Genomic DNA, 20,642 nt, shown 5'->3' on the forward strand with positions numbered 1-20,642 from the left:
AATGCAAAACCCAATGTGGGAGGGGGCTTGCTCCCGATAGCAGTGTGTCAGTCAGCACAGGCATTGGCTGACACACCGCTATCGGGAGCAAGCCCCCTCCCACAATTTTGATCGAGTCTATTCAGCCAAGATCATTCACTGGCCGGAGTAGATCTGGTCAAACACCCCACCATCGTTGAAGTGGGTCTTCTGCACCGTGCGCCAGTCACCAAAGGTTTTCTCCACCGACAGGAAGTCCACCTTCGGGAAGCGGTCGGTGTATTTGGCCAACACCTTCGGATCCCGTGGGCGCAGGTAGTTGTTGGCCGCAATTTCCTGACCCTCTGGCGACCACAGGTACTTCAGGTAGTCTTCAGCGGCAGCACGGGTGCCTTTCTTTTCGACCACTTTGTCGACCACCGAAACGGGCGGCTCGGCTTCGGCGGAAACGCTTGGATAGATCACTTCGAACTGATCGCGGCCAAACTCACGGGCGATCATTTCTGCTTCGTTCTCAAAGGTCACCAGCACGTCGCCGATCTGGTTGGTCATGAACGTGGTGGTCGCGGCACGCCCACCGGTGTCCAGCACTGGCGCTTGTTTGAACAGTTTGCCGACGAAGGCCTTGGCCTTCTCTTCGTCGCCGCCGTTCTTGAGCACATAACCCCAGGCCGACAGGTAGGTGTAGCGGCCGTTACCCGAGGTTTTCGGGTTGGGCACGATCACCTGCACGCCGTCCTTGAGCAGGTCCGGCCAATCTTTCAGGGCTTTGGGGTTGCCTTTGCGCACGATGAATACGGTCGCAGAGGTAAAGGGTGCACTGTTGTTCGGCAGGCGCGTGACCCAGTTGTCCGGCACCAGCTTGCCATTGTCGGCCAGGGCATTGATGTCGGTGGCCATATTCATGGTGATCACATCAGCCGGCAGGCCGTCGATTACCGAGCGCGCCTGTTTGCTGGAGCCGCCGAAGGACATCTGCAGGGTCAACTTGTCGTTCGGGTGCTCGGCTTCCCAATGCTTCTGAAAAGCGGCGTTGTAGTCCTTATAGAAGTCGCGCATCACGTCGTAGGAGACGTTGAGCAGGGTGGTCGCTGCCTGGGCAGAGCCCGCCAGGGCCAGGCCGGCGGCCAGAAGAGAGGCACTGAGGATTTTTTTCACTGCTCATTCCTTGTTGTTCGAGAAGAGGGGAGGCAATTTGCCAGCGACTATAGCCGGGCCTGCATAGACCTTTAAAGATTAAAACGAACTTTGCTTATTCCAGTTTATGGAAAAGATTGCTGCCACAGCGCGAGCAAAACGCGGCGTTGGGTTCGTGGCTGTCTTTCTTGCACGCCGGGCACTCGGTACGCAGCTGTTCACCACGCATGGCACTGGCCAGCTCGGCGGTAAAAATGCCCGTGGGTACGGCAATGATCGAATAACCGGTGATCATGACCAGCGATGAAATCACCTGGCCCAGCGGTGTCTTGGGCACGATATCGCCGAAGCCCACGGTGGTCAGGGTCACGATGGCCCAGTAGATGCCCTTGGGAATGCTGGTAAACCCGTGTTCCGGGCCTTCGATCACGTACATCAAGGTACCGAACACCGTCACCAGCGTGCACACGCTGACCAGGAACACCACGATCTTCTGCTTGCTGCCGCGCAGCGCCGCCATCAAATAATTGGCTTGCTTGAGGTACGGGCTGAGCTTGAGCACGCGGAAGATTCGCAGCATCCGGATGATGCGGATGATCAGCAGGTACTGCGCATCGCTGTAGTACAGGGCGAGGATGCCGGGGACGATGGCCAGCAGGTCCACCAGGCCATAAAAACTGAAGGCATAGCGCAGCGGCTTGGGCGAACAATACAGGCGCAGGCCGTACTCGATGGCGAAGATCAGCGTGAAGCCCCATTCGATATAGGCCAGCACGTCCGCGTAGTTCTGGTGGATCTGGTCGATGCTGTCGAGCATCACGATCACCAGGCTGGCGAGGATGATCAGCAGCAGGATGCCGTCAAAGCGCCGCCCGGCGACGGTATCGCTTTGAAACACCATGATGTAGAGCCGCTGGCGCCAGTCGTTGTTGCTGTCCATAAATCCTGCCTGAAGCGAATATCGAGCAAGCCTAGGGGGATTCGAACGGGCTGTCCATGCGGGGTTTGTGAAGCAACCGGTGACCGGCGCGCACCAGCCAGCAGGCGAGGATAAACGGTGCAGTCAGTGCGGGCAGGTGCAGGGCGGTGAAGCCCGGCGTGAGCAGGATGGCCAGGCCGATGCCCAGCAGCGGTAACCAGGGCTGGCGACGTAACGGGCTCAGGGCCAGGGCCGCCAATGCCGGGTTATAGCTGTGCAGACCGAGCAGGGCACCGGAAGGCTCATTCAACCACAGGCCGGCCAGCACACCGAGGCTGGCGCCGATCATGGCCCATGCGGCGGCACGGTGGTCAGCCAGCAGCAAACCCAGGGCGATTAAAAGACCCGCCAGGGGCTGCTCCAGCAGCATGATTTGCCCAAGACCGGAAAAGGGCGCCGTGAGTACCGCGAACATGTCGGCCTGGGCCGGCGCAAGCGTAGTTTGAGGTACATGGCCGAGCAGCAGCCAGCCGAGGCCAACAAAGGGGGCAGTGTAGGCGGGCAAATTGTGGGGCCGGCTGGCGTGTTTCAACCATTGCCGGGTGAGGATAGCGCTCAAGCCGCCGCCCGCCAGGATCAACGGCGGCACCAGCGCCGACCAGGCAAAGTGCTGGCTGATCAACAAGCCCAGCAGTACGCCGTTGTAGCTATACAGCCCGGCCTGACGCTCAGCTTTGGGATACCCACGGCGCTGGGCGGTGAGCAACCCCGCGACACCGCCCAGCAACGCACCGCCCAGCAAGTCCGGGGCGCCGATCAGGATCGCCAGCAGGCACAGCAGGCCGCACAGCGGGTGGCGCTGCAGGAAAATCTGGCTGAAGCCGTTGAGCAGGGCTTCGGCCCAGTCGGGGCAGGTGTGGTTGTGCATGATAGGTATTCAATGAGACCGAGTTGTCCCCATCGCAGGCAAGCCAGCTCCCACATTTGACGGTGTTCACACATCCAAATGTGGGAGCTGGCTTGCCTGCGATGAGGCCCCTACAGGCGCTAGAGCAATGTCTCGATACGCAGCGAGTTGGTCGACCCCGGCTGCCCGAACGGCACCCCTGCGGTAATCACCAAGGTATCCCCACGCTGCGCCATACCCTGGGCCTGGGCAATTTCCAGCGCGGTGGAACACACCTCGTCGACCTGACGCAAACGATCATTGACCACCGAATGCACGCCCCACGCCACGCTCAAGCGTCGCGCCGTGGACAGGTTCGGCGTGAGGTTGAGGATCGGCGCCACCGGGCGCTCCCTTGCGGCGCGCAAGCTGGAACTGCCCGACTCGCTGTAGTTCACCAGCACCGCCACCGGCAGGATGCTGCTGATGCGCCGGATCGCGCAGCTGATGGCGTCCGACACCGTGGCATCCGCCTTGGGCCGGCTGACGTCCAGTTGCGCCTGGTAATCCGGGCCATTTTCCACCTGACGGATGATCTTGCTCATCATCTGTACCGCTTCCAGCGGGTACTCGCCCGACGCGGTTTCGGCCGACAGCATCACCGCGTCCGCGCCTTCGGCCACGGCGTTGGCGACATCGGTGACTTCGGCACGCGTCGGCGCCGGGGAGAAGCGCATGGATTCGAGCATCTGCGTGGCGACCACTACCGGCTTGCCCAGTTGGCGGCAGGTGCTGATGATGTCTTTCTGGATCTGCGGCACGCTTTCGGCCGGCACTTCCACGCCCAGGTCGCCTCTGGCCACCATGATCGCATCGCTCAACTCGGCGATTTCCTGCAGGCGCTGCACGGCTGAGGGCTTCTCGATCTTGGCCATCAGGAAGGCCTTGTCGCCAATCAGCTCGCGGGCCTCGCGGATATCTTCCGGGCGCTGCACAAAGGACAGCGCCACCCAGTCCACGCCCAGCTCCAGGCCAAAGCTCAGGTCGCGGCGGTCCTTGGCGGTGAGCGGGCTGAGTTCCAATAGCGCTTGTGGGACGTTTACGCCTTTACGGTCGGACAGCTCGCCGCCGTTGAGCACGGTGGTGTCGATGGCATCGGCGTGTTTGGTGATCACCCGCAGGCGCAGCTTGCCGTCGTCGAGCAGTAGGTCCATGCCCGGTTCAAGGGCTGCGATGATCTCTGGGTGGGGCAGGTTGATGCGGCGTTGGTCGCCGGGTGTCGGGTCGAGGTCCAGGCGCAGAGCCTGGCCGCGAATCAACTGTACCTTGCCTTCGGCAAAACGTCCGACCCGCAGCTTCGGCCCTTGCAGGTCCATGAGGATGCCCAGCGGGTAATTCAGCTGGCGCTCCACTTGGCGAATCCACTGGTAACGCTGCGCATGGTCGGCGTGCTCACCGTGGCTGAAGTTGAGGCGGAAGATATTCACCCCGGCTTGCACCAGCTCGCGAATGTCATCGATACCGTCGGTGGCCGGGCCCAGGGTGGCGAGGATTTTGACCTTCTTGTCAGGCGTCATGGTTGGCAGTCTCAAGGATCAGGATGGCGCGGAAATCGTTGACGTTGGTGCGGGTCGGCTCGGTGACGATCAAGTCGCCCAGGGCGGCGAAATAGCCGTAGCCATTATTGTTATCCAACTCGTCGCTGGCGCTCAGGCCGAGGGCTTCGGCACGGCGGTAGCTGCAGGGGGTCATGATCGCGCCGGCATTGTCTTCCGAGCCGTCGATACCGTCGGTGTCGCCGGCCAGGGCGTAAACGCCGGGCATGCCCTTAAGGCTATCGGTGAGGCTGAGCAGGAATTCGGCATTGCGTCCGCCACGGCCGTTGCCGCGCACGGTGACGGTAGTTTCGCCGCCCGAAAGGATCACGCACGGCGCTGCCAGGGGCTGGCCGTGCTGCACAATCTGCCGGGCGATGCCGGCATGCACCTTGGCCACCTCCCGCGCTTCACCTTCCAGGTCACCGAGGATCAGTGGGCTGAACCCTGCCCGGCGGACCTTCACGGCCACGGCTTCCAGGGATTGCTGGGGGCGGGCGATCAATTGGAAGTGGCTGCGGGCGAGCACCGGGTCGCCAGGCTTGACGGTTTCCGAGGCGGGGTTTTGCAACCAACTGCGCACCGAGGCGGGAGCGTCGATGCCATAGCGCTTGAGGATTGCCAGGGCTTGTTGCGAAGTGCTCGGGTCACCGACGGTTGGGCCCGAGGCGATCACCGTGGCCTGGTCGCCCGGCACATCGGAAATTGCGTAGGTGTACACGGTAGCCGGCCATGCGGCCTTGGCCAGTCGCCCGCCCTTGATCGCCGAAAGGTGCTTGCGCACGCAATTCATCTCGCCAATGGTGGCACCGGATTTGAGCAGGGCTTTATTGATGCTTTGCTTGTCGGCCAGGCTGATGCCTTCGGCGGGCAAGGCCAGCAGCGCCGAACCGCCGCCGGACAGCAGGAAAATCACACGGTCTTCTTCGCCCAGGTTGCTGATCAGCGCCAGTACGCGCTGGGCCACAGCCAGGCCGGCAGCATCCGGCACCGGGTGGGCCGCTTCGACCACCTCGATTTTTTTGCACGGCGCACCGTGCCCGTAGCGGGTGACCACCAGGCCCGATACCTCTCCCTGCCAGCAGTCTTCGACGACCAGCGCCATGGCGGCCGCGGCCTTGCCGGCGCCGATCACGATCACTCGGCCACTGCGGTCAACAGGCAGGTAGGGTTCAAGGACTTGCCGGGGGTGGGCGGCGTCGATGGCTGTGGCAAACAGCTCGCGAAGCAGGTGTTGCGGATCGACCGACATAAGCGGGCTCCCGGGGGATTCTTGTTGTTAGGAGTGCAGCCATTTCAGATTTGAAATGCGGTCAAAATGTGGGAGGGAGCTTGCTCCCGATAGCGGTGTATCAGTCGACATAGTGGTTGAATGACCGATTGCTATCGGGAGCAAGCCCCCTCCCACACTGGATTGCATTCCAAGGTGGGTTACTTGTCGCGGATGGAGAAATTGGCCATGTGCTCCAGGCCCTTGATCAGTGCCGAGTGGTCCCAGTTACCGCCGCCAATCGCCGTGCAGGTGCTGAACACTTGCTGGGTGCCGGCGGTGTTCGGCAGGTTGATCCCAAGTTCCTTGGCGCCGGCCAATGCCAGGTTCAGGTCTTTCTGATGCAGGTTGATGCGGAAGCCCGGATCGAAGGTGCCCTTGATCATGCGTTCGCCATGTACTTCCAGAATCTTCGACGACGCAAAGCCACCCATCAACGCTTCACGCACCTTGGCCGGGTCGGCACCGTTTTTCGAGGCAAACAGCAAGGCTTCGGCCACCGCCTGGATGTTCAGCGCGACGATGATCTGGTTGGCGACCTTGGCGGTCTGGCCATCGCCGTTACCGCCCACCAGGGTGATGTTCTTGCCCATGGCCTGGAACAGCGGCAATGCGCGTTCGAACGTCTGCGGTTCACCACCGACCATGATGCTCAAGGTACCGGCCTTGGCGCCGACTTCACCGCCAGACACCGGTGCATCCAGGTACTGCGCGCCGGTTTCGTTGATCTTCGCCGCGAACGCCTTGGTGGCGGTGGGGGAGATCGAGCTCATGTCGATCACTACTTTATTGGGTGACAGACCGGCGGCCACGCCATCGGCGCGCAACAGCACGTCTTCGACCTGTGGGGTGTCGGGCACCATGACGATGATGAATTCCGCTTCCTGGGCGACCTGCTGCGGGTTGGCCAAGGCGATGGCGCCGGCAGCAAGCAGCTCGGGGGGCGCTTTGCCGTGGTGCTCGGAGAGAAACAGTTGGTGACCGGCTTTCTGCAAGTTGGCGGCCATGGGTTGGCCCATGATGCCGGTGCCGATAAATCCGATTTTAGCCATGATCAAAATCCTCTTTTAATGTGGGAGCTGGCTTGCCTGCGATGGCATCAACCGGACCTGACTGATACACCGAGGTGTTTGCATCGCAGGCAAGCCAGCTCCCACATTGTTTTATGTTGTGTCAGTTGTCAGATGGCGTTATGGGTCTTGAGCCAACCCAAACCCGCCTCGGTCGTGGTCAACGGCTTGTACTCACAGCCGACCCAACCTGCGTAACCAATGCGGTCCAGATGCTCGAACAGGAAGCGGTAGTTGATCTCACCGGTACCTGGCTCGTTGCGCCCCGGGTTGTCTGCCAGCTGGATATGGTTGATCTCACCCAGGTGCGTTTGCATGGTCCGCGCCAGGTCGCCTTCCATGATTTGCATGTGGTAGATGTCGTATTGCAGGAACAGGTTGGCGCTGCCCACTTGCTCGCGAATCGACAGAGCCTGCGCCGTGTTGTTGAGGTAGAAGCCCGGAATGTCGCGGGTGTTGATCATCTCCATCACCAGCTTGATACCCGCCGCCTGCAGCTTCTCGGCGGCGTACTTGAGGTTGGCGACGAAGGTTTTTTCCACGGTCTCGTCATCGACGCCTTGTGGCCGGATACCCGCCAGGCAGTTGACCTGGGTGTTGCCCAATACCTGGGCATAGGCGATGGCCAGCTTGACCCCGGCGCGGAACTCCTCGACCCGGTCCGGGTGGCAGGCCAGGCCGCGCTCGCCCTTGGCCCAATCACCTGCCGGCAGGTTGAACAGCACCTGGGTCAGGCCGTTGGCATCGAGCTGTGCCTTGATATCGGCAGAGCTGAATTCGTACGGGAACAGGTATTCCACACCTTCGAAGCCGGCATCGGCGGCTGCCTTGAAGCGAGCAAGGAAGTCCTGTTCGGTAAACAGCATGGACAGGTTGGCGGCAAAGCGCGGCATAGGGTTCTCCTTAATCGAGCAGGGAAATGGCAGTCGGCGCATCGTTGCCGACCAGGGCCAGGTCTTCGAATTCGTTGACGGCGTTGATCTCGGTGCCCATGGAAATATTGGTCACTCGCTCCAGAATAATCTCAACGATCACCGGCACTTTGAATTCTTCGATCATTTCCTGAGCCTTGCGCAGGGCCGGTTGGATCTGGCCCGGCTCGAACACACGCAGCGCCTTGCAGCCCAGGCCCTCGGCGACGGCCACATGGTCGACGCCATAACCGTTGAGTTCCGGGGCGTTGAGGTTGTCGAAAGACAGCTGCACGCAGTAGTCCATTTCAAAGCCGCGCTGGGCCTGGCGGATCAGCCCCAGGTAAGAGTTGTTCACCACCACGTGGATGTACGGCAGCTTGAACTGCGCGCCCACCGCCAGTTCTTCGATCATGAACTGGAAGTCGTAGTCGCCTGACAGCGCCACCACCTTGCGGCTCGGGTCGGCCTTGACCACGCCGAGTGCCGCCGGAATGGTCCAGCCCAGCGGGCCCGCCTGGCCGCAGTTGATCCAGTGGCGTGGCTTGTACACATGTAAAAATTGCGCGCCGGCAATCTGCGACAGGCCGATGGTGCTGACGTAGCAGGTGTCTTTGCCGAACACCTGGTTCATCTCTTCGTACACGCGTTGCGGCTTGACCGGCACGTTGTCGAAGTGCGTCTTGCGGTGCAGCGTGGCTTTGCGTTGCTGGCAGTCATGCAACCAGGCGCTGCGATCCTTGAGCTTGCCGGCGGCTTTCCATTCGCGGGCGACTTCAATGAACATCGTCAGCGCGGAACCGGCGTCGGAGACGATACCCAGGTCCGGGGTGAACACGCGGCCAATCTGCGTCGGCTCGATGTCAACGTGAATGAATCTGCGCCCTTCGGTGTACACCTCCACCGAGCCGGTGTGACGGTTGGCCCAGCGGTTGCCGATACCCAGCACCACGTCCGACTTGAGCATCGTCGCGTTGCCATAACGGTGGGACGTCTGCAGGCCGACCATGCCTACCATCAGCGGGTGGTCATCGGGAATGGTGCCCCAGCCCATCAGGGTCGGAATCACCGGGATGCCGGTCAACTCAGCGAACTCCACCAGCAACTCGCTGGCGTCGGCGTTGATCACGCCACCACCGCTCACCAGCAATGGGCGTTCAGCCTGGTCCAGCATCGCCAGGGCTTTCTCGACCTGGATACGGGTGGCCAAGGGCTTGGCCAGGGGCAGTGGCTGGTAGGCGTCGATGTCGAATTCGATCTCGGCCATTTGTACGTCGAACGGCAAGTCGATCAGTACCGGGCCTGGGCGCCCGGAACGCATTTCATAGAAAGCCTTCTGGAACGCGTAGGGCACCTGGCCGGGTTCGAGCACGGTGGTGGCCCACTTGGTCACGGGCTTGACGATGCTGGTGATATCGACGGCCTGGAAGTCTTCCTTGTGCATCCGTGCACGTGGCGCTTGCCCGGTGATGCACAGGATCGGAATCGAGTCGGCCGAGGCGCTGTACAGGCCGGTGACCATGTCAGTGCCCGCCGGGCCCGAAGTGCCGATGCACACGCCGATATTGCCGGCCTTGGTGCGGGTATAGCCCTCGGCCATGTGCGAGGCGCCTTCAACGTGGCGAGCAAGGACGTGATCGATGCCACCCACCTTCTGCAAGGCTGAATACAGCGGGTTGATCGCGGCGCCCGGGATACCGAAGGCGGTATCCACACCTTCACGGCGCATCACCAGGACAGCGGCTTCGATTGCTCTCATTTTGCTCATGGTTTTGGTGCCTCTTGCGTTTTGTAATTGTATACAAGTGGTGTCTGTCCAAAGTGTATTCACGGCGGACGGCGCAGGTCAATGCATTTTATGAAACGGCCTTTGCGTTCGTCGGAACGGCTTTTTTCGACGTATGGAGCCTTTGTTTGAAAATATTGTATACAAAAACAAATGTCATTGTGTTCTATTTATTCGATCGAGCATCTGATCAAACAGAACTCCACCGCTTTCCAATAACAAAAGAAGGACGGCACCATGAGCGCTTTAACCTTGAAACTCGCCACCCAGTTGGCCGGCCATGCTATCGCCGCAGGCCGCACGATTTCTGCAGCGCCGCTGACCATCGCGGTACTCGATAGCGGGGGGCACTTGATTACCTTGCAGCGCGAAGACGGCGCCAGCCTGCTGCGCCCGCAAATCGCCATCGGCAAGGCCTGGGGGGCGATTGCCTTGGGCAAGGGCTCACGTTTACTGGCACTGGATGCGCAGCAGCGGCCGGCGTTTATCGCAGCGTTGAACAGCCTGGGGCAGGGCAGTGTGGTGCCGGCGCCGGGCGGGGTGTTGATACGGGATCAGTCGGGGGTGGTGTTGGGGGCGATTGGAATCACCGGGGATACGTCGGACATTGACGAGCAGTGTGCGATCACGGCGATTGAGGGGGTGGGGTTGATGGCGGATGCGGGGGTGTCGGCTTGAGTCGTTCTGACTGTGAGTAAGCTATCGCAGGCAAGCCAGCTCCCACATTGACGGTGTTCACAGATCTAACTGTGTGAGCCCACTCAGTGTGGGAGTTGGCTTGCCTGCGATGCAGTCGACTCGGTCTACAGTCAAACCCAAATGGCATCCCATAGCGGATAGTCGCCAAATTTCTTTACCAACCCGGCCCTGAGTGGATTGGCTACGATGTAACGTGCAATCCCCTCAAGGCTTTCCTCTCGACGCACGGCATGATCATGAAAGCCCGGCTGCCAGAGGCGACCTTGGCGGCCCGCCACCGCATTCACCACTCGGGTGCTCTTGGATTTAACTTGGCGCATCAAGTCGGCAAGCGAACCTTTCTCCAGAGAAACAAGCCAATGGAAATGATCAGGCATCACTACCCAGGCCAATGATGTTGCGAGCCCTTTATATTGAGCGATCCTGAATTGTTGTACGACCAGGCGGCCGAGTTTGAAGTCGCTGAAGATGGGCTCGCGTTCAAGGGTGTTGGTGGTGAGCAGGTAAATGCGGTTGGATTCGTTATAGCGTCCGATGCGCAGGCGATTTGAAGCAGGGAGATCGGGCATTCCTTGGCCTCTCTTCAGATGGTGTTCTGAGAGGCTAGACTGAGGGGCGAAGGCTGATCGGCAGGCTTTTAGCAGGATGTGTCTGGATGGGCGCTATCGCGGGCAAGCCCGCTCCCACAGGGGATTGTGACCACTTTACATTTTGTGTTCGGCGCAAATCCGTGTGGGAGCTGGCTTGCCTGCGATAGCCTCGCCGCGGTCTATCAATCCGGCTCACACCCCTTGAGCACCAGCCGGATAATCGTCTGCGCCGCCGCCTCATAATCGGCTTCATCCAACTTGGCCTTGCCGGTAACGGCTGAGATCTGCCAGTCAAAGTCCGCATAGGTCTGGGTCGCCGCCCAGATGCTGAACATCAGGTGATTAGGGTCGATAGTCGCGATCAACCCACGATCCACCCAGTTCTGGATGCAATCGATATTGTGCTTGGCCTGGGCATTGAGCTGTTCAACCTGCTCGGCGCTCAGGTGTGGGGCGCCGTGCATGATTTCGCTGGCGAACACCTTGGAGGCGAACGGCAGGTCGCGGGAGATGCGAATTTTGGAGCGGATGTAGTTGCTCAATACTTCCTTGGGCTCCCCTTCGGGGTTGAACGGCGTGGAAGCGGCCAGGATCGGCTCGATAATGCTTTCGAGCACCTCGCGGTAGAGGTTGTCCTTGGACTTGAAGTAGTAATAGACGTTGGGCTTGGGCAGCCCGGCCTTGGCGGCGATGTCGCTGGTTTTGGTCGCGGCGAAGCCCTTGTCGGCAAACTCCTCGCTCGCCGCCCGCAGGATTTTTTCTTTGTTGCGCTCGCGAATGCTGCTCATAAACCAGACGTTTCCTTGCCATGACAGGCGGTTGCGCATGGTAGCACCGGCCATCAGCAGGCCTCAACAATCTGGCCGCAAGGCCGTGCGCCGGGCTATGCTCGCGTCATCTCTCTCTAACGGAAGTCCGGTTCATGGCAGGAAGCAGCTTATTGGTGTTGATCGACGATATCGCGGCGGTACTCGATGACGTCGCGCTGATGACAAAAATGGCCGCCAAGAAGACATCGGGCGTGCTGGGCGATGACCTTGCACTGAACGCCCAGCAGGTCTCCGGCGTGCGCGCCGAGCGGGAAATCCCGGTGGTGTGGGCGGTGGCCAAGGGCTCGTTTATCAACAAGTTGATCCTGGTGCCTACCGCGTTACTGATCAGCGCCTTCGCTCCCTGGGCCGTGACCCCCTTATTGATGCTGGGCGGCGCTTACCTGTGTTTCGAGGGCTTCGAAAAACTCGCCCACAAATTCCTGCACAGCAAGGCTGAAGATCAAGCCGAACACGCGCAGTTGGCTGAAGCGGTGGCCGACCCGGCAACCGATCTGGTGGCGTTCGAGAAAGACAAGATAAAGGGCGCGATCCGTACCGACTTCATTCTGTCGGCCGAGATCATTGCCATCACCCTCGGCATCGTCGCCGATGCGCAACTGACGCAGCAAGTGATCGTGCTGTCGGGTATCGCCATTGTCATGACCATCGGCGTATATGGATTGGTGGCCGGTATCGTCAAGCTCGACGACCTGGGGCTGTGGCTGACGCAGAAGCCGGGTCAGGTGGCGCGCAGTATTGGCGGCGCGATCCTGAGTGCGGCCCCCTACATGATGAAGAGCCTGTCAGTGATCGGCACGGCGGCGATGTTCATGGTCGGTGGCGGCATCCTCACCCATGGCGTGCCTGTGGTGCATCATTGGATCGAAACGGTAAGCCAAAGCACGGGGGCGCTGGCATGGTTGATGCCGACGTTGCTGAATGCGGTGGCGGGGATTATTGCCGGGGCTGTGGTGCTGGCGGCGGTCAGCATCGTGGGCAAGGGCTGGAAAGCACTCAGGGCATGACGTAGCACGTACAAAAAAGGCCATTCAATCGAATGGCCTTTTTCATGGGGGCGAATTACTCGGCAATCTGCAACTTGCGCGATTCCGTGTAGATATACCGCACCTTTTCATACTCGAACGGCGAGTTCATCTGACCATAGCGAAAGCTGGTCTGGTAGCGCTTGTCCACTGCGCGCAGGGCCCAGACTTCCGGGTGGTTGGAGCTGACTTCGGACACGTTGAGGAAGTTGATCTGCGATTCTGCCGTGTAGTCCACCAGCAAGCCGGTGGTATCACGCAGGTTCGACGGGCCAAAGATCGGCAACATCACATAGGCACCGCCCGGTACGCCGTAGAAGCCCAGGGTCTGGCCGAAGTCTTCACTCTGGCGTGGCAGGCCCATGGCCGTTGCCGGGTCCCACAGGCCGGCGACGCCGATGGTGGTGTTGACCAGCAGGCGCCCGGTGGTTTCCAGGGAGCGATGGCCCTTGAGTTGCAACAGGCTGTTCAACAGATTGGGCACATCGCCCAGGTTGTTGAAGAAGTTGCTCACACCGGTGCGCAGGAAGCTCGGCGTGACGTAGCGGTAGCCATTGACCACCGGCAGGAACACCCATTGGTCGAAGCGGTAGTTGAAGTGGTAAACGCGGCGGTTCCACGACTCCAGCGGGTCGTAGACGTTGAGCGCGGTAAGCGTGGAACGCTCGAATTCACGCTGGTCCAGGCCCGGGTTGAACTTGAGCTTGGTCAGCGGCTCCTTGAAGCCGTCGGCATCGACCTTGATGGGCTCTTGAGCCTTGCTGTTGTCGGCATTGGCCACGCCTGCGCACATCAGTGCGGCGAGCAGCAGAAGATATTTAGCCACGGAAGAACTCCAGCATGGCGTCGGCGTTGACGCGGTAATTGAGGTTGCCGCAGTGGCCGCCCAGCGGGTAGACGGTCAAGCGATCGCCGAAGGTTTTACGCAGGAAACCCAGATCGCCAGGGCCGAGGATCACGTCATCGGCGTTATGCATTACGGCGATTTTCGGGCTGTCGCGCAGGTAGTCCTTGAGGGCGTACAGGCTGACCTGATCGATCAGTTGCAGCAGGCTGCCGCCGTCGGAGCGGGCGCGCCACATCGGGATCACTTGCTCGGTGAGGTAGCAGTCGAAGTCGCATTGCAGGGCACGCTTGAGGAACGGCGTGAGGCTGGTGCCTTCGGTGATCGGGTATTTAGGCGGAATGATCAGGCCACGGCGGTTGATCAGGTCCGAGGTAAAGGCAATGTCGGCAGCCGAGAAGCGGAACGAGGTGCCGATCAACATGGCCATCTGTTCGTTGCTCAGGTGCTGCTTGGACTGCTGGAAGTCATAGAGCAGCGCATCGTTGAGGTCGATGTAGCCTTTTTGCTGGAAGTAGCGGGTCAGTTTGCTCAACACCAGTTCATAGAAAGTGGTGGTGTTGTTGATGCCCTTGACCTCGGTCTGTACCAGCTTGTCGAGGTTGGTGATCGAGGTGTAGAGGTTGACCGGCGGGTTGAGCAGCAGCACTTTCTTGAAGTTGAAGCTGCGGCGCGTCTCATCCAGCTTGCTGACAAACGCCGCATCCAGCGCCCCCAGGCTATAGCCGGTGAGGTAGAAGTCGGTGACCGGCAGCGAGGCGTTCTGCGCGCGCACGGCTTGCATCACGCGGTACATGTCTTCGGCGTCTTCCTGCGTGATACCCGGGGTGGCGAAGCGCGAGGCAGCGCTGATGAAGTCGAAGCTGGTGGGCGATGACAACTGCACCACGTGGTAGCCGGCCTGGTAATACAGCTTCTTCAGGTATTCGTTGATGCTGCTGTCGAACCGCGCACCGGTGCCGGCGATCAGGAAGATCAACGGCGCAGCGCGATCTTGCTTGGCAATGCGGTAGGTGAGTTTCTTCACCGGCCAGAAATTGTCCGGCAAGCTGAACTCACGCTCGGGGCGCATATTCAGGGTGTAATCGGATTGGTTGATCTCATCATCGGTCGGCAAGGTTGGCCGAAGGTCGGGAGGCGTGGTGGCGATGGTCGCTTCGAACGGGTTGGTCAAAGGGTAGCCATAGCTGGCCTGGTCGATATCGACGGCCAGTGCTGACGCACTCAAAAATAGGCTGCCCAGCAAGGCAGCACAGCGCAAGGAACGGAGCATGACTTAATCCCTAAGAGGAAACGTGCTGAATGAAATTCGCAGGCTATGACCACCGCGTTGCCACCGAAGTGCCAGGCAGCGGCACGAAAAGTCGGAAAAAACGTCGGAATCGGGGTAATAGTAGCCAGACGATACACTTTGCCATGCATTGTTGAACAGATATCTGCGCGAACACCTTGCTAACGGCCGCGGTGGGATTAAGCTGAGCGCCGTTTTTGCCTATCGGAGTGCCCCATGTCCCGCCGCTTGCCGTTGATTTTGCTGCTTGTTGCTCTGCCGTTATGGCTGGCTGCCAGTTATGCCGCACGTTATGGCTTTATGGAGGATGGGCAGTGGGTTGGCCTCTGCGCAGAGGAGGCCAGCCGCTGGGAGTGCCAGGTGCGTGCGAACCTTGGGTTGATGATTCACTTCAAGGTGCTGGGCTGGGCGGCGTTGATCACCTCGGTGTTGGGCTTTTTTGTACCGGGGCGTGCGGGATGGGCGTTGGCAGTAGTGGGGTTGGTGTTCGGGTTGCCGGCACTGGCGTTGTACAACACGACGTTTGCGGTGTTTGCGGTGGTGATTGCGGGATTGCGGTTGGTCAGGAAGCCTGGCTGCGCCTGATGTGGCCTCATCGCAGGCAAGCCAGCTCCCACAGTTGATTGGGTTCACACATTTCTATCTGTGAGCACGGTCAAATGTGGGAGCTGGCTTGCCTGCGATAGCGATCTTAAGCCTTGCGCACTCGCAAGCAACGCCACAAAGCCGCAACCATCAGCACGCTGACCACAGCCCAACCCCAGGCCTGCTGATTCAACAGCCCTTCGCGGTACAACTGCGGCGCAATGCCGGCACCGATAATGAAGGCCAGCAGCGCAATCTCCCGACGCGGCCCGGTCACCGGGCGCACCAGGTACACCAGGGCTGGCAGCACCAGCGCCGCGCTTGGAAAGCTGCGATAACGCGGGTCAAACACCAGCGCCAGCATCATCACCGCCCCCGCAAACCCGGCAATCGCCACCAGCCAGCCAGCGCGCTGCTCCAGCCAGTTGAATGCACGCTCGCGCCAGCCGTCACGGGCGCTGAGGGCCAGGGCGGCGTGGGCCAGCACCAACAGGTTCAAGGCCACCAGCAAGCCTGCCCATACCCATTCATCGTTGAAACGCGCAGTGACGCGGGTCAGTTCGGCCCAGGTGCCGATGGAGCAGGCAGCAACCGCACCGAGCAGTGGCAGGAGCACCGCGGAGCGCTTGCTGCGAATGCGGCCACCGAGCGCCAGGGTACCGAGCAGAATCACGGCGCCTACGCCCAGCCACAACGACCAGTACGGCACATTGGTCACCGGCCCTGCGAGGATGCCCTTGTCCTGGCGGTCTGCATCGAACAGCCCCCAATACCCGCCCACTGCGCCTTCACTTGCACGTTTCCATGGCTGGTCAAACGCTTCGATCAGGTTGTAGCGCCAGCCATTGGCTTCGGCCATGGCGACAAAGCCGCGCATGAACCTGGCTTCATTCACCCGGCTCGGCACGGCAGTCTCGCGCTGACGGCCTTCGCTGGGCCAACCGGTCTCGCCGATCACGATGTCCTTGGGCGCGAACTTGTGGCCGAAGGTCTGGCGTACGTCGCCTACATGCTTGAGCGCCTGGTCGATGCCGGACGGCTCATCTTCCCAGTACGGCAGCAGGTGAATGGTCAGGAAGTCCACCGCCGGCTCGATTTCCGGGTGTTGCAGCCAGAATTCCCACACATCGGCATAGGTGACCGGTTGCTTGATCTGGCTTTTGACCTGATGGATCAGCGCCACCAGTTGCTTGGCCGTGACTTCCTTGCGCAGCAGCGCCTCGTTGCCGACGATCACCGAAGTGACGACATCGGGATTGGTGTTGGCCGCCGCGATCAGTTCGTTGATTTCTTTCTGGGTCGCCACCGGATCACTGCTGACCCAGGCGCCGGCCATGACCTTTAAACCATGCTTGCGCGCCATGTCCGGCAAGGCTTCCAGGCCGGTCATGGAGTAGGTGCGGATGCATTCAAAGCGTGTGGCCAGCAAGGCCAGGTCGGCATCCATGCGTTCGGGACGCAGCTTGAATGGCTGGTCAAACGGCGACTGGTCCTTGTCGAAGGGCGTGTAGGACGCACACTGCAACTTATGACTGGCGCTCGCCACATCCGGCAGCACTACCGGCCGGCCGAGGCCATACCAGTAGCCGGCGAGGGCAAGCACACCAAGGATCAAGGCAAGAAAATAGGGCAGGGCAGGAAAGCGGGCAGTCGCGGGCATGGTCGGCTTATCTGGGGGAGCAAAGGCGCGCATCTTACCCGGATTTGGCGCGTGCCAGTGCGGCTGCATAATTTTGATATGCAAACTTCGGGCGGGATTCTGAAAATAACTCCTACAAAACGTCCTGCTGGCGATGTGATGTCGTTTCTTGCTCAACCAAGGTCGCCCACAGAGCAGGGCAAAGGCCTACGCAGGTTGATGATAAAACTGTCAGTACTCCACTGATGCCTCAGCAACCGGATCGATGCGCGTGAAGGGGGCGCGGTGCACCGCATAACAACAGGTTGATGTCGCTCGGCATCCGTCGGGCGCAGCACTTTCGGGGAAGTACATATGAAGATGCGACGACTCTTGGGCGCAGCTGCCACGCTGGTAGTTGCGATGGGCTCCACACTGGTCAGTGCCGACAGCAAAACCCTGAGCATCGGTTACGTGGACGGTTGGTCCGACAGCGTTGCCACGACCCATGTGGCGGCGGAAGTGATCAAGCAAAAGCTCGGTTATGACGTGAAACTGCAAGCGGTCGCCACGGGGATCATGTGGCAGGGCGTCGCCACCGGCAAGCTCGATGCCATGCTGTCTGCCTGGCTGCCGGTGACCCATGGTGAATACTGGACCAAGAACAAGGACAAGGTGGTCGACTACGGCCCCAACTTCAAGGATGCAAAAATTGGCTTGATCGTACCGGAGTACGTCAAGGCCAAATCCATCGAAGACCTCAAGACCGACACCACCTTCAAAAACAAGATCGTCGGCATCGACGCCGGTTCAGGCGTGATGCTCAAGACCGACGACGCCATCAAGCAATACGGCCTGGACTACAAACTGCAAGCCAGCTCGGGCGCGGCGATGATCGCCGAACTGACACGTGCCGAAGACAAGCAGGAATCCATTGCGGTAACCGGTTGGGTGCCCCATTGGATGTTCGCCAAGTGGAAACTGCGTTTCCTGGACGACCCAAAAGGGATTTATGGTGCTGCTGAAACCGTCAACAGCATCGGCAGCAAGGGCCTGGAAAAGAAAGCGCCGGAAGTGGCAGCTTTCCTGAAAAAATTCCAGTGGGCCTCCAAGGATGAAATCGGTGAAGTCATGCTCGCTATCCAGGAAGGCGCCAAGCCAGACGCCGCGGCCAAGGATTGGGTGGCCAAGCACCCTGAGCGCGTCGCCGAGTGGACCGCTAAATAAAAGCCACTGATGCACCCCTGTGGGAGGGGGCTTGCTCCCGATAGCGGTAGGTCGGTCACAGATTTTTTGACTGGCACACCGCTATCGGGAGCAAGCCCCTCCCACATTGGTTTCGCACCGCCTCAAATCTTCCTGCGCTTTGGCCATCCCTCGCTACACTCGATCTACTACTAAGGTCGTCTGGAACCTCTTCCGCAGCCGCATACAGTGGATATGTTCCAAAATAATAAAAAAGCTGTGCTGCGAGGATAAAAACAATGAACGACAGCATTTACCTCTCGATTCAAAACAGCCCGCGTTTCAAGGAGCTGGTCAGGAAAAGGGAAAGATTCGCCTGGATTCTCTCGGCGATCATGCTAGGGCTTTACTCCGCTTTCATCCTGTTGATTGCCTACGGGCCACAAATACTGGGGGCCAAGATCAGCCCCGGTTCCTCGATTACCTGGGGCATTCCCCTGGGCGTCGGGCTGATTGTGTCTGCCTTCATTCTCACTGGCATCTACGTACGCCGGGCCAACGGCGAATTTGACGACCTGAACAATGCGATTCTCAAGGAGGCTGCGCAATGATCCGGCGTCTATTGGCTATATTCGGCGCTTCGCTGTTTGCTCCGGCCGTCTGGGCGGCGGATGCATTGACCGGTGAAGTGCACAAGCAACCGCTGAACGTCTCGGCCATCGTGATGTTCGTCGCGTTTGTCGGCGCCACCCTGTGCATCACGTATTGGGCGTCCAAGCGCAACAAGTCGGCGGCTGACTACTATGCGGCAGGCGGCAAGATCACCGGTTTCCAGAATGGCTTGGCGATTGCCGGTGACTACATGTCGGCCGCGTCCTTCCTGGGGATTTCCGCGCTGGTGTTCACCTCCGGCTACGATGGCCTGATCTACTCGATCGGCTTTCTGGTGGGCTGGCCGATCATTCTGTTCCTGATCGCCGAGCGCCTGCGTAATCTGGGCAAGTACACCTTTGCCGACGTGGCGTCCTATCGCCTGGGGCAAACCCAGATCCGCAGCCTGTCGGCCTGTGGCTCGCTGGTGGTGGTGGCGTTCTACCTGATCGCGCAGATGGTTGGCGCGGGCAAGTTGATCCAGTTGCTGTTTGGCCTGGATTACCATGTGGCGGTGATTCTGGTCGGCATCCTGATGTGCCTGTACGTGTTGTTCGGCGGCATGTTGGCGACCACCTGGGTGCAGATCATCAAGGCAGTGCTGCTGCTCTCCGGTGCTTCGTTCATGGCGCTGATGGTGATGAAGCACGTCAACTTCGACTTCAACACGCTGTTTGCCGAGGCGATCAAGGTTCACCCTAAAGGTGAAGCGATCATGAGCCCGGGTGGGCTGGTGAAAGACCCGATCTCGGCATTCTCCCTTGGCCTGGCCCTGATGTTCGGTACCGCCGGCCTGCCGCACATCCTGATGCGCTTCTTCACGGTGAGCGATGCCAAGGAAGCACGTAAAAGCGTGCTGTATGCGACCGGCTTCATTGGTTACTTCTACATCCTGACGTTCATTATCGGCTTTGGCGCGATTCTGCTGGTCAGCACCAACCCGGCGTTCAAGGATGCAGCAGGCGCCTTGCTTGGCGGTAACAACATGGCGGCGGTGCACCTGGCCAACGCGGTGGGCGGCAGTATCTTCCTGGGCTTCATCTCGGCCGTGGCCTTCGCCACCATTCTTGCAGTGGTTGCCGGCTTGACGCTGGCCGGCGCTTCGGCGGTGTCCCATGACCTGTATGCCAGCGTGATCAAGAAAGGCAAGGCCAACGAGAAGGATGAAATTCGCGTATCGAAGATCACCACTATCGCCCTGGCGGTGCTGGCGATTGGCTTGGGCATCCTGTTCGAAAGCCAGAACATTGCGTTCATGGTCGGCCTGGCGTTCTCGATTGCCGCCAGCTGTAACTTCCCGGTGTTGCTGCTTTCCATGTACTGGAAAAATCTCACCACCCGTGGCGCCATGATCGGCGGCTGGCTGGGCTTGATCAGTGCCGTGGGCCTGATGATCCTCGGCCCGACCATCTGGGTGTCGATCCTGCACCATGAAAAAGCCATCTTCCCGTACGAGTATCCGGCGCTGTTCTCGATGATCATTGCGTTCATCGGCATCTGGTTCTTCTCCATCACCGACAAGTCGGCGGCGGCAGAGAAAGAGCGTGCGCTGTACTTCCCGCAGTTTGTGCGTTCGCAGACTGGCCTGGGGGCGAGTGGGGCGGTTAATCACTAAGTCGTCAGATGCATAAGAGATACCTCGGTCGCAAGGCCGGGGTATTTTTTTGCCTGGGTCTTTTGTGTTGCCTGGGCTGGCCTCATCGCGGGCAAGCCCGGCTCCCACAGGTTGACTGTGTGAACCCGATCGACTGTGGGAGCTGGCTTGCCTGCG

19 protein-coding genes are annotated in these 20,642 nt (G+C 60.1%); 6 read left to right on the forward strand and 13 right to left on the reverse strand.

All coding sequences use genetic code 11. The annotated features are described in order from the left end of the window. Window positions 1-135: 135 nt before the first annotated feature. The 8 genes from LJX92_RS08745 to gcl all read right to left on the reverse strand — a co-directional run bounded on the left by LJX92_RS08745 (window position 136) and on the right by gcl (window position 9,535). Window positions 136-1,137, reverse strand: a complete 1,002-nt coding sequence (locus tag LJX92_RS08745) for a sulfate ABC transporter substrate-binding protein (RefSeq protein ID WP_005786529.1) — start codon at window positions 1,135-1,137, stop codon at window positions 136-138. Between the two features lie 94 nt (window positions 1,138-1,231). Next, window positions 1,232-2,056 (reverse strand): ion transporter, encoded by an 825-nt coding sequence (locus tag LJX92_RS08750; RefSeq protein WP_005786531.1) that lies wholly within the window; start codon window positions 2,054-2,056, stop codon window positions 1,232-1,234. Window positions 2,057-2,087: 31 nt separating this feature from the next. After that, window positions 2,088-2,963: an urea transporter gene (locus LJX92_RS08755; protein ID WP_228309596.1), complete on the reverse strand. Its 876-nt coding sequence runs from the start codon at window positions 2,961-2,963 to the stop codon at window positions 2,088-2,090. Between the two features lie 119 nt (window positions 2,964-3,082). Then, window positions 3,083-4,498, reverse strand: coding sequence for a pyruvate kinase (pyk, locus tag LJX92_RS08760; protein WP_032877103.1), 1,416 nt, complete (start codon window positions 4,496-4,498; stop codon window positions 3,083-3,085). Then, window positions 4,488-5,768, reverse strand: a complete 1,281-nt coding sequence (locus LJX92_RS08765) for a glycerate kinase type-2 family protein (protein ID WP_005786538.1) — start codon at window positions 5,766-5,768, stop codon at window positions 4,488-4,490. The genes pyk and LJX92_RS08765 overlap by 11 nt, the downstream gene beginning before the upstream one ends. Window positions 5,769-5,947: 179 nt before the next feature. Next, a complete protein-coding gene (locus tag LJX92_RS08770) occupies window positions 5,948-6,838 on the reverse strand; it encodes a 2-hydroxy-3-oxopropionate reductase (RefSeq protein WP_032877101.1) in 891 nt (296 codons plus the stop codon). Window positions 6,839-6,966: 128 nt separating this feature from the next. Continuing rightward, entirely contained in the window at window positions 6,967-7,749 is a 783-nt protein-coding gene (gene hyi, locus LJX92_RS08775; protein ID WP_032877100.1) for a hydroxypyruvate isomerase, read from the reverse strand. Window positions 7,750-7,759: 10 nt separating this feature from the next. Beyond that, window positions 7,760-9,535, reverse strand: coding sequence for a glyoxylate carboligase (gene gcl / locus LJX92_RS08780; protein WP_032877099.1), 1,776 nt, complete (start codon window positions 9,533-9,535; stop codon window positions 7,760-7,762). A 255-nt stretch (window positions 9,536-9,790) separates the two neighbouring features. Here gcl and LJX92_RS08785 point away from each other — a divergent pair, with 255 nt between their 5' ends. Continuing rightward, complete coding sequence (locus LJX92_RS08785; RefSeq protein ID WP_032877098.1) at window positions 9,791-10,231, forward strand: GlcG/HbpS family heme-binding protein; 441 nt, start codon at window positions 9,791-9,793, stop codon at window positions 10,229-10,231. Between the two features lie 131 nt (window positions 10,232-10,362). Here the strand turns inward: LJX92_RS08785 and LJX92_RS08790 are convergent, their stop codons facing one another. Both LJX92_RS08790 and LJX92_RS08795 read right to left on the reverse strand, forming a co-directional pair. Continuing rightward, window positions 10,363-10,821 (reverse strand): REP-associated tyrosine transposase, encoded by a 459-nt coding sequence (locus LJX92_RS08790; RefSeq protein ID WP_032877097.1) that lies wholly within the window; start codon window positions 10,819-10,821, stop codon window positions 10,363-10,365. 203 nt (window positions 10,822-11,024) lie between these two features. After that, window positions 11,025-11,630, reverse strand: a complete 606-nt coding sequence (locus LJX92_RS08795; RefSeq protein WP_148852281.1) for a TetR/AcrR family transcriptional regulator — start codon at window positions 11,628-11,630, stop codon at window positions 11,025-11,027. 134 nt (window positions 11,631-11,764) lie between these two features. Here LJX92_RS08795 and LJX92_RS08800 point away from each other — a divergent pair, with 134 nt between their 5' ends. After that, window positions 11,765-12,679: a DUF808 domain-containing protein gene (locus LJX92_RS08800; protein WP_228309597.1), complete on the forward strand. Its 915-nt coding sequence runs from the start codon at window positions 11,765-11,767 to the stop codon at window positions 12,677-12,679. A 55-nt stretch (window positions 12,680-12,734) separates the two neighbouring features. Here the strand turns inward: LJX92_RS08800 and LJX92_RS08805 are convergent, their stop codons facing one another. Further along, window positions 12,735-13,523 (reverse strand): VacJ family lipoprotein, encoded by a 789-nt coding sequence (locus LJX92_RS08805; protein ID WP_005786555.1) that lies wholly within the window; start codon window positions 13,521-13,523, stop codon window positions 12,735-12,737. After that, window positions 13,516-14,814 (reverse strand): serine/threonine protein kinase, encoded by a 1,299-nt coding sequence (locus LJX92_RS08810; RefSeq protein ID WP_223018411.1) that lies wholly within the window; start codon window positions 14,812-14,814, stop codon window positions 13,516-13,518. Before LJX92_RS08810 ends, LJX92_RS08805 begins: the two co-directional genes overlap by 8 nt. A 234-nt stretch (window positions 14,815-15,048) precedes the next feature. On the opposite strand from LJX92_RS08810, the gene LJX92_RS08815 reads away from it, so the two are divergent. Next, window positions 15,049-15,417: a hypothetical protein gene (locus LJX92_RS08815; RefSeq protein WP_148852278.1), complete on the forward strand. Its 369-nt coding sequence runs from the start codon at window positions 15,049-15,051 to the stop codon at window positions 15,415-15,417. Between the two features lie 106 nt (window positions 15,418-15,523). Here the strand turns inward: LJX92_RS08815 and LJX92_RS08820 are convergent, their stop codons facing one another. After that, complete coding sequence (locus tag LJX92_RS08820) at window positions 15,524-17,077, reverse strand: glycosyl hydrolase family 17 protein (RefSeq protein ID WP_228309599.1); 1,554 nt, start codon at window positions 17,075-17,077, stop codon at window positions 15,524-15,526. 333 nt (window positions 17,078-17,410) lie between these two features. Here LJX92_RS08820 and LJX92_RS08825 point away from each other — a divergent pair, with 333 nt between their 5' ends. The 3 genes from LJX92_RS08825 (at window position 17,411) to LJX92_RS08835 (ending at window position 20,486) form a co-directional block, all read left to right on the forward strand. Then, window positions 17,411-18,262, forward strand: coding sequence for a glycine betaine ABC transporter substrate-binding protein (locus tag LJX92_RS08825; RefSeq protein ID WP_032877092.1), 852 nt, complete (start codon window positions 17,411-17,413; stop codon window positions 18,260-18,262). A gap of 257 nt (window positions 18,263-18,519) precedes the next feature. After that, window positions 18,520-18,831 (forward strand): DUF485 domain-containing protein, encoded by a 312-nt coding sequence (locus LJX92_RS08830; protein ID WP_005786564.1) that lies wholly within the window; start codon window positions 18,520-18,522, stop codon window positions 18,829-18,831. Beyond that, window positions 18,828-20,486, forward strand: coding sequence for a cation acetate symporter (locus LJX92_RS08835; RefSeq protein WP_005786566.1), 1,659 nt, complete (start codon window positions 18,828-18,830; stop codon window positions 20,484-20,486). Before LJX92_RS08830 ends, LJX92_RS08835 begins: the two co-directional genes overlap by 4 nt. Window positions 20,487-20,642: the final 156 nt, after the last annotated feature.

Source organism: Pseudomonas sp. HN8-3 (assembly GCF_020790195.1).
Lineage (GTDB): Bacteria > Pseudomonadota > Gammaproteobacteria > Pseudomonadales > Pseudomonadaceae > Aquipseudomonas > Aquipseudomonas synxantha_A.